The 9,349-nt window shown below is 69.7% G+C and carries 6 protein-coding genes and 1 tRNA gene; 1 reads left to right on the top strand and 6 read right to left on the bottom strand.

The features are described 5' to 3' along the window. Window positions 1-95 precede the first annotated feature (95 nt). Window positions 96-2,717 carry a valine--tRNA ligase gene (locus tag SSBG_RS20330; RefSeq protein WP_008747944.1) on the bottom strand — a complete coding sequence of 874 codons (2,622 nt, stop codon included), beginning with the start codon at window positions 2,715-2,717 and terminating at the stop codon, window positions 96-98. Between the two features lie 345 nt (window positions 2,718-3,062). Between SSBG_RS20330 and SSBG_RS20325 the strand changes: the two genes are divergently transcribed. Next, a complete protein-coding gene (locus tag SSBG_RS20325; RefSeq protein ID WP_008747943.1) occupies window positions 3,063-4,121 on the top strand; it encodes a hypothetical protein in 1,059 nt (352 codons plus the stop codon). A 109-nt stretch (window positions 4,122-4,230) separates the two neighbouring features. On the opposite strand, the gene clpX is transcribed toward SSBG_RS20325, so the two are convergent. From clpX to SSBG_RS20295, 5 genes are all read right to left on the bottom strand, one after another. After that, the gene (gene clpX, locus SSBG_RS20320; RefSeq protein WP_008747942.1) at window positions 4,231-5,517 is read right to left on the bottom strand and encodes an ATP-dependent Clp protease ATP-binding subunit ClpX; all 1,287 of its coding nucleotides are present in this window, start codon (window positions 5,515-5,517) and stop codon (window positions 4,231-4,233) included. 191 nt (window positions 5,518-5,708) lie between these two features. Then, window positions 5,709-6,380 (bottom strand): ATP-dependent Clp protease proteolytic subunit, encoded by a 672-nt coding sequence (locus SSBG_RS20315; RefSeq protein ID WP_007827091.1) that lies wholly within the window; start codon window positions 6,378-6,380, stop codon window positions 5,709-5,711. Between the two features lie 96 nt (window positions 6,381-6,476). Continuing rightward, window positions 6,477-7,082, bottom strand: a complete 606-nt coding sequence (locus SSBG_RS20310) for an ATP-dependent Clp protease proteolytic subunit (RefSeq protein ID WP_010271700.1) — start codon at window positions 7,080-7,082, stop codon at window positions 6,477-6,479. Window positions 7,083-7,569: 487 nt separating this feature from the next. After that, a complete protein-coding gene (tig, locus tag SSBG_RS20300; protein WP_008747940.1) occupies window positions 7,570-8,967 on the bottom strand; it encodes a trigger factor in 1,398 nt (465 codons plus the stop codon). A 301-nt stretch (window positions 8,968-9,268) separates the two neighbouring features. Continuing rightward, window positions 9,269-9,345 (bottom strand) — tRNA-Pro (locus SSBG_RS20295). Window positions 9,346-9,349: the final 4 nt, after the last annotated feature.

Here is a 9,349-nt window from a genome sequence, read left to right as displayed (position 1 = left end):
GAAGAGGCCCGGTTCGCCGCGCGAGAACGCGGGGGACCGGGCCTCCGTATGCCGGGACTTCGTGTACCGGGGCTCGCGGGCATCCTTGCCGGGCGTCAGCCCTGCGGCAGCTTCTCCAGCTGGCCCGTCAGGCGCACGATGTCCTCCTCGGCCTTCCGCAGCCGCCCGCGGATCTTCTCCACGACCGGTTCCGGGGCCTTGCCGAGGAACGCCTCGTTGCCGAGCTTCCCCTCCGCCTGCGCCTTCTCCTTCTCGGCGGCGGCGAGGTCCTTCGTGAGCCGCTTGCGCTCGGCGGCGACGTCGATCGTCCCCGAGAGGTCGAGCGCGACCTCGGCGCCCTCGACCGGGAGCGTCGCGGTGGCGGTGAAGCCCTCGCCCTCCGGCTGGAGGCGCAGGAGCTGGCGGATGGCCGGCTCGTGCGGCGCGAGCGCCGTGCCGTCGAGGTGGAGGCGGGCCGGGACCCGCTGGCCGGGCTGGAGGCCCTGGTCGCCGCGGAAGCGCCGGACCTCGGTGATGACCCGCTGGAGCGTGGCGATCTCCGCCTCGGCGGCGGCGTCGCGGAAGCCGGAGTCCACCGGCCAGTCGGTGACCACGATCGACTCGCGCCCGGTGAGCGTCGTCCACAGCGTCTCGGTGACGAAGGGGACGATCGGGTGGAGCAGGCGCAGCGTGACGTCCAGGACCTCGCCGAGCACGCGGCGCGCGTCCTCGGCGGGCTGTCCGCCCGCCTGGAAGACGGACTTCGACAGTTCGACGTACCAGTCGAAGACCTCGTCCCACGCGAAGTGGAAGAGGAGGTCGGAGAGCTTGGCGAACTGGTAGTCGTCGTAGAGGGCGTCGGCCTGCGCGGTGACCTCGCCCAGCCGGGAGAGAATCCACCGGTCGGTCGCGGAGAGCCGCTCGGCGGGCGGGAGCCCGCCCTCGACCGTGGCGCCGTTCATGAGCGCGAAGCGGGTCGCGTTCCACAACTTGTTGGTGAAGTTGCGGGAGCCCTGGACCCACTCCTCGCCGATCGGCACGTCGACGCCCGGGTTGGCGCCGCGCGCGAGCGTGAAGCGCAGCGCGTCGGAACCGTACTTGTCCATCCAGTCGAGCGGATCGACCGCGTTGCCGAAGGACTTGGACATCTTCTTGCCGTTCTGGTCACGGACCATGCCGTGCAGGACGATCTCGGAGAACGGCGGCGTGCCGTCCATCGCGTAGAGGCCGAACATCATCATCCGGACGACCCAGAAGAAGAGGATGTCGTAGCCGGTGACGAGGGTGGAGTTCGGGTAGAACTTCGCGACGCTCTCGGTCCGCTCGGGCCAGCCGAGGGTCGAGAAGGGCCACAGGGCCGAGGAGAACCAGGTGTCGAGGACGTCGGTCTCCTGGTGCCAGCCCTCGCCGGCCGGCGGCTCCTCGCCGGGACCGACGCAGACGGTCTGCCCCTCCGGCCCGTACCAGACGGGGATGCGGTGGCCCCACCACAACTGCCGCGAGATGCACCAGTCGTGGAGGTTGTCGACCCAGTCGAAGTACCGCTTCTCCATCTCCTGCGGGTGGATCTTGACGCGCCCGTCGCGGACCGCGCCGCTCGCGGCCTCGGCCAGCGGGCCGACCTTGACCCACCACTGCATCGACAGCCGCGGCTCGACGGCGGTGGCGCAGCGCGAGCAGTGCCCGACGGAGTGGACGTACGGCCGCTTCTCGGCGACGATCCGGCCGTCCTCGCGCAGCGCGGCGACGATCGCCGAGCGGGCTTCGAGACGGTCCAGGCCCTCGAAGGGGCCGGGAACGGTGATGACGGCGCGCTCGTCCATGACGGTGAGCGTCGGCAGGTCGTGGCGACGGCCGATCTCGAAGTCGTTGGGGTCGTGCGCCGGGGTGACCTTGACGGCGCCCGTGCCGAACTCGGGATCGACGTGCGCGTCCGCGACGACGGGGATGGAGCGGTCCGTGAGCGGCAGCTTGATGAGCTTGCCGATGAGGTGCCGGTACCGCTCGTCGTCGGGGTGGACCGCGACGGCGGTGTCGCCGAGCATCGTCTCGGCGCGGGTCGTGGCGACGACGATGGACTCGTCCCCGTCCCCGTACCGCATCGAGACCAGCTCGCCGTCGTCGTCCTGGTACTCCACCTCGATGTCGGAGATCGCGGTGAGGCAGCGCGGGCACCAGTTGATGATGCGCTCGGCGCGGTAGATCAGCTCGTCGTCGTAGAGCTTCTTGAAGATGGTCTGGACGGCCTGCGAGAGGCCCTCGTCCATGGTGAAGCGCTCGCGGGACCAGTCGACGCCGTCGCCGAGGCGGCGCATCTGGCCGAGGATCTTCCCGCCGAACTCCTCCTTCCACTGCCACACGCGGGCGATGAACGCCTCGCGGCCCAGGTCGTGGCGGGACTTGCCCTCGCCCGCGAGCTGCTGCTCGACCTTGTTCTGGGTGGCGATCCCGGCGTGGTCCATGCCGGGCTGCCACAGCGTCTCGTGGCCCTGCATCCGCTTGCGGCGGGTGAGGGCGTCGATGAGCGTGTGCTCGAAGGCGTGGCCCAGGTGAAGCGAGCCGGTGACGTTGGGCGGCGGGATGACGATGGTGTACGGGGGCTTCTCGCTCTTCGCGTCGGCCTCGAAGTAGCCGCGCTCGACCCAGCGCTCGTACAGCGGCCGCTCTACGTCGGCCGGCGTGTACTGGGTCGGCAGTTCGGAGGCGGGCGCTGGAGTCTGCTGAGAGTTCTCGGTCACCCGGCCAGTTTAGAGCGGCGGGGCAACTGCCCCGTACCGGGTTTCCGCGCTGCCGCGAGGACGCTCCGGCTTGGTAACAGTGCGGCCCCCGCCCGTCCGGCGCCGGGTGCTTTCGGACAGGATGGCTGCGGCACGGGCTGTCGCGTACGCGACATGCGGCCCGCGCGCCGGGCATCCGCGGTACGCCGTCGCAGTCCGCGGCCCGCGGCCCGCGGTTCGCGGTTCGCGGTTCGCGGTTCGCGGTTCGCGGTTCGCGGTTTCGCACTCAGCGGTGAGCGGTGAGCGGTCAGCCGTGCCTGGTCAGCAGTACGCAGTCAGCAGTACGCAGCGAGAGGGAAGCCCAGCATGAGCGAGCAGCAGCCGGGCCCCTACGGGGGCTCGCAACCGCAGCAGCCTCCCGGGGGCAACGGTCCGAATCCGTACGGGTATCCGCAGCAGGGCCCATACGGCACGCCGCAAGCGGGGCCGTACGGGTCTCCGGGGCAGGGCGGCGGCCAGGAGACGCCCAACCCGTACGCGCAGGGCGGCGGCGCCCAGCAGCCGGGGCCGTACGGGCAGCCCCAGTCCCCCTACGGCCAGCAGCCGGGGCCGTACGCCCAGCAGCCGGGTCCCTACGGGCAGCAGGTCCCGCAGCAGGGCTACGGGGGCGGCCTGCCCGGCGCCCCGCAGGCCGGCGGCGCGGGCGGCGGCAAGGGGAAGCGGAACGGGCTGATCATCGGCGGGGCCGTCGTCGTGGTGGCGCTCGCCGTGGGCGCGTACTTCGTGCTCGGCGGCTCGGACGGCGGTTCGGGGCTCCCGGACGACGGCCCGCACAAGCTCACCGCGCCGCAGACGGTGCTCGGCTCGTACGACAAGACCAAGGACGGGGACGGCGGCGACGACGACTTCCCCGAGGACGACATCGCGCAGATGAAGAAGCTCGGTGTGGACGCCGAGGTGGAGAAGGCCCTCTCCGCCGGCTACCAGACCGCCGACCCCTCCACCGCGCAGACGATGGCCGACCTCAAGAAGATCAGCCTGCTCAGCTACGCGGGCGCCTACGGGAAGCTCAAGAATCCCGAGAAGGCGGTCGACGTGCTCTTCCAGGTGCTGGAGAAGGACGCCAAGAAGGACGGCGGCAGGAACAAGCCCACCTTCGTCGGCTCGCCGAAGGAGTACGAGCCCGCGGACGGCGACGGCGCCGTCTTCAAGTGCCAGCAGGCGACGGGCGAGATGGAGGGCGGCGGGCAGAACGGTGTCCCCGCGAAGATGAAGATCGCGGTGTGTGCCTGGGCGGACCACTCCACGATGGGCGTCGCGATGCCGACCAACCTCGGCGACGTGATGCTGGAGGAGGCCCCGAGCCTCCCGAAGACCGCCGAACTGACGGCGAAGCTCCGCAAGGAAGTACGGGTCGAGAAGTAGCCGGGGGTACGGGAAGGGGGCGGGCCCCCGGGATGGGCGACCGACCCCTTCCCGTACCGCTTCCGTCGTCCGCGTCCCTGTGAACGCGTCCCGGTGAACGCGGGCGGACTCAGGCCGACTTCTGCTCGCCCGCGCCCCGGCCGCGCGCCTCGCGCGGGATGAGGGTCGGGTTGACGTTGGAGCGGACCACGTCGGCGGTGATGACGACGCGGCCGACGTCCTGGCGCGAGGGCACCTCGTACATGACCGGCTGGAGGACCTCTTCCATGATGGCGCGCAGACCCCGCGCCCCGGTCTGCCGGAGGATCGCCTGGTCGGCGATGGCCTCCAGCGCCTCGTGCTCGAACTCCAGCTCGACGCCGTCGAGTTCGAAGAGCCGCTGGTACTGCTTGACGAGCGCGTGGCGCGGCTCGACCAGGATACGCAGGAGCGCCTCGCGGTCGAGGCTGTGCACCGAGGTGACGACGGGCAGGCGGCCGATGAACTCGGGGATCATCCCGAACTTGACGAGGTCCTCGGGCATGACCTCGCGCAGGTGGTCGCTCGACTCGATCTCGCGCTTGGACCGGATCGTGGCGCCGAAGCCGATGCCCTTGGCACCCGCGCGGGCCTCGATGATGCGCTCCAGCCCGGAGAAGGCGCCGCCCACGATGAACAGCACGTTCGTCGTGTCGATCTGGATGAACTCCTGGTGCGGGTGTTTGCGCCCGCCCTGCGGGGGCACCGAGGCGGTGGTGCCCTCCAGGATCTTGAGGAGGGCCTGCTGCACGCCCTCGCCGCTCACGTCGCGCGTGATCGACGGGTTCTCGCTCTTGCGGGCGACCTTGTCGATCTCGTCGATGTAGATGATCCCGGTCTCGGCCTTCTTGACGTCGTAGTCGGCCGCCTGGATGAGCTTGAGGAGGATGTTCTCGACGTCCTCGCCGACGTACCCGGCCTCGGTGAGCGCGGTCGCGTCCGCGATGGCGAACGGGACGTTGAGCATCCGCGCGAGGGTCTGCGCCAGGTGCGTCTTGCCGGAGCCGGTGGGGCCCAGGAGGAGGATGTTGGACTTCGCCAGCTCGATCGCGTCGTCCCGGCCCGAGGGGCCGCCGTTCTCACCGGCCTGGACGCGCTTGTAGTGATTGTACACCGCGACCGAGAGGGCCTTCTTCGCCGGCTCCTGGCCGACGACGTAGCCCTCCAGGAACTCGTAGATCTCGCGGGGCTTGGGCAGTTCTTCCCAGCGCACCTCGCTCGTCTCGGCGAGTTCCTCCTCGATGATCTCGTTGCAGAGATCGATGCACTCGTCGCAGATGTACACACCGGGACCTGCGATGAGCTTCTTTACCTGCTTCTGGCTCTTCCCGCAGAACGAGCACTTGAGCAGGTCGCCGCCGTCACCGATGCGTGCCACGAGGTGCTTCCCCTTCGCCTGGGAGACGCGCGCGCCGCGCCGACTCCTGGTCCCTCAACTCGACGGTACCTTGCCGGGAGCCCCGTCCGGGCCCCCCGGGCCCGGTTCACACGGACTGTGACCGAACCGGGAGGGGCCCGGTAGGCGGGAAACCCGCTGAAACCACCGCGCAGGCGGCGGAATTCGCCACCTCAGGCGGCGGAACCCACCACCTTACGCGGGGTCGTGATCTGGTCGACAAGCCCGTAGGCGAGAGCGTCCTCGGCCGTGAGGATCTTGTCGCGCTCGATGTCGTCGCGGATCTTCTCGATCGGCGTCGTCGAGTGCTTGGCGAGCATGTCCTCCAGCTGCGTACGCATCCGCATGATCTCCTTGGCCGCGATCTCCAGGTCGGAGAGCTGCTCGCGGCCGGTCTGGCTGGAGGGCTGGTGGATCAGGACGCGCGCGTTGGGCAGTGCCATCCGCTTGCCGGGGGCACCGGCGGCGAGCAGCACGGCGGCGGCCGAGGCGGCCTGGCCCATGCACACGGTCTGGATGTCCGGCTTCACGAACTGCATCGTGTCGTAGATCGCGGTGAGCGCGGTCATCGAGCCGCCGGGGCTGTTGATGTAGATGGAGATGTCCCGGTCGGGGTCCATCGACTCCAGGCACAGGAGCTGCGCCATGACGTCGTTGGCCGAGGCGTCGTCGATCTGCACGCCGAGGAAGATCACGCGCTCCTCGAAGAGCTTCGCGTACGGGTCGTACTCGCGCACGCCCTGCGAGGTGCGCTCGACGAAGCGCGGGACGATGTAGCGGTTGTCCACCTGGGGGCCCGTGTAGAGGCCGCTGCCGGGGAAGTTGTTCATGTGGGTGTTCACCATCCTGTGGCGTTTCGGGCGGGGAGTCTCGTCAGGAGAGGCACGGACCGGGGGCGCGTCCCGGAAGGGGGCCGTGGCCCCGGTACCGGCGGGGCCGGATCAGGCCCCGGTGCCGCCGCCGCCCGGGACGCCGGAGGCGACCGTGATGATCTCGTCGATGAGGCCGTAGTCCTTGGCCTCCTCGGCGGTGAACCAGCGGTCGCGGTCACCGTCCCTGATGATCTTCTCGATCGTCTGGCCGGAGTGCCGCGCCGTGATCTCGGCCATCCGGTTCTTCGTGCGCAGCAGGTACTCGGCCTGGATCTTGATGTCCGAGGCCGTACCGCCGATGCCGGCGGAGCCCTGGTGCATGAGGATGTCGGTGTTCGGCAGGGCGAACCGCTTGCCAGGCGTACCGCCGGTGAGAAGGAACTGGCCCATCGAGGCGGCCATGCCCATCCCGATCGTGATCACGTCGTTGGGGATGTACTGCATGGTGTCGTAGATCGCCATGCCCGCGGTCACCGAGCCGCCGGGGCTGTTGATGTAGAGGTAGATGTCCTTCGACGGGTCGGCCGCCAGGAGGAGCATCTGTGCGGTGATCTTGTTGGCGATGTCGTCGTCCACCTGCTGGCCGAGGAAGATGATCCGCTCGCCGAGCAGTCGGCTGTAGACCTGGTCGCCGAGACCACCACCACTGAAGGCTTCGCCGGCGGCGGAGGGCATCAGATTCGTCACGTATCCACCTGCTCGTCTTGACGACGGCACCGGGCCGTCTTACGTCGTCTGCTGGAGCCTGGGACCCCGGCCGCCCGCCGTGCTCGACGGGGCTTCGGGGACTCCCCTGCCCTCGTATTCAAGGACCCTAACGCGCGGGTCGGCGCAGGCCATCCCGCATTCGGAACTGTTCGCTGTGAGCGCAGGTTCCGGCGGCGGGGGCGGGAGCGATGGCGGCACGGCGGCGGGGGGCTTGGCGGGAGGGCGGAGGGGGTGGTTTGCGGGGGTGGAGCGGCGGTGGGGTGGGGGTGCTTCCGGGGGGGCGGTGTCGGGAGCGGTGGGGGTGGCGGGCGTACGTGGGAGCGGCGCGGGCGGGGGCGTGCGCGGGAGGGGCGTACGTGGGGGCACGTGGGGGGCGTATGTGGGAGCGGCGTACGCGTGAGGGACCCCGGGATCGGTGTCGTGATCCCGGGGCCCCTCAGGTGCGTACTACCGCTTACTTCGCCTCGGCCTCGGCGTCGGCGTCGGCGGACTCGGCCTCGGCGGACTCGACGGCCTCCGTGGCCGTCTCCTCCTCGTCCTCGTCGTCGCTGAGGTCCACGACCTCGCCGTTGGTGTCCTTGACCGTCGCGGCCTCGACCACCGTCGCGAGCGCCTTGCCGCGGGCGACCTCGCCGACGAGCATCGGGACCTGGCCGCCCTCGACGACCGCCTGGGCGAACTGGTCGGGGCTCATGCCGGAGGAGGAGGCGCGGCGCAGCAGGTGCTCGGTGAGCTCTTCCTGCGAGACGTTCAGCTTCTCGCGGGAGACGAGCTCGTCCAGGACGAACTGCGTCTTGATGCCCTTGACCGCCTGCTCCTCGGTCTCGGTCTTGAACTCCTCGGCGGTCTTGCCCTGGATCTCCAGGTACTTGTCGAGGTCCAGGCCCATCTGCGGGAGCTGGTGGTGCTCCAGGTTGTGGGTGCGGGTCTCGATCTCGTCCGCGAGCAGCTTCTCGGGGATCGGGACCTCGACCAGCTCAAGGAGCTTGTCGAGGACGCGCTCCTGGGCCTGCGTGGCCTGGTCGTACTGCTTCATGTTCTCAAGGCGCTTGCGGCTGTCGGCGCGCAGCTCCTCAAGGGTGTCGAACTCGCTCGCCAGCTGGGCGAAGTCGTCGTTCAGCTCGGGGAGCTCACGGGCCTCGACCTTGGAGACCTTGACGGCGACCTCGGCCTCCTTGCCGGCCGCGGAGCCGCCCTTGAGCTCGGAGGTGAAGGTGGCCTCGCCACCGGCCTCAAGGCCCTTGACGGCCTCGTCGATGCCGTCGAGCAGCTCGCCCGAACCGATCGTGTACGAGACCTCGCTGGCGATACCGTCCTCCAGGACCTCGCCCTCGACCTTGGCCTCCAGGTCGATCGTGACGACGTCGCCGTCCTCGGCGGCACGCTCGACGGCGGAGGTCGAGGCGAAGCGCTCGCGCAGCTCCTCGACGGCCTTGTCGACGTCCTCCTCGGCGACCTCGATCGGGTCGACCTCGACCTCGATGCCGGTGTAGTCGGGGATCTCCAGCTCGGGACGGATGTCCACCTCGGCGGTGAAGGAGAGCAGTTCGCCGTCCTTCAGCTCCTTGATGTCCACCTCGGGCTGGCCGAGGACGTTGAGCTCACCCTCGTTGACGGCCTCGGTGTAGAACTTCGGGAGGGCGTCGTTGACGGCCTCCTCCAGCACGGCACCACGGCCGAAGCGCTGGTCGATGATGCGGGCCGGGATCTTGCCCTTGCGGAAGCCCTTCACCGTGACCTGCTGGTTGATCTTCTTGTACGCCGCGTCGAGGCTGGACTTGAGCTCCTCGAAGGGCACCTCGACAGTGAGCCGAACCCGGGTCGGGTTCAGGGTCTCCACGGCGCTCTTCACGGTTAGGTCTCCTTGGTGGCTGACTTCTGGGTGGTGCGCGGCCACACCGTTCGTGCGGACCGGACGATGAGGGCCCGGGAGCATCCGGCACGTTCTTCGATGGGCACGACGCTCCAGGGCCATTGAGGGCTCTGGGCTCGTCCACCGGAAACGCGGACACACGGGCACGCAGCTTGCATAGTAACCGTGCGCGTGAGGAGACCCGCAATGCGATCCTGGCGCGGGCATTACCGCGATCGCGGCGCGACCTTGATCGCGCTCCTGTATGCCGGCGCCCGCGCGTTCCTGACGCCGGTGCCGATGGTCGGGGTGGCCGGATTCGAACCGACGGCCTTCCGCTCCCAAAGCGGACGCGCTACCAAGCTGCGCCACACCCCGCTGG

Origin of the sequence: Streptomyces sp. SPB074, assembly GCF_000154905.1 — a bacterium.
Classification (GTDB): Bacteria; Actinomycetota; Actinomycetes; order Streptomycetales; family Streptomycetaceae; genus Streptomyces.
This window is presented reverse-complemented; position numbering and strand designations above follow the sequence as displayed.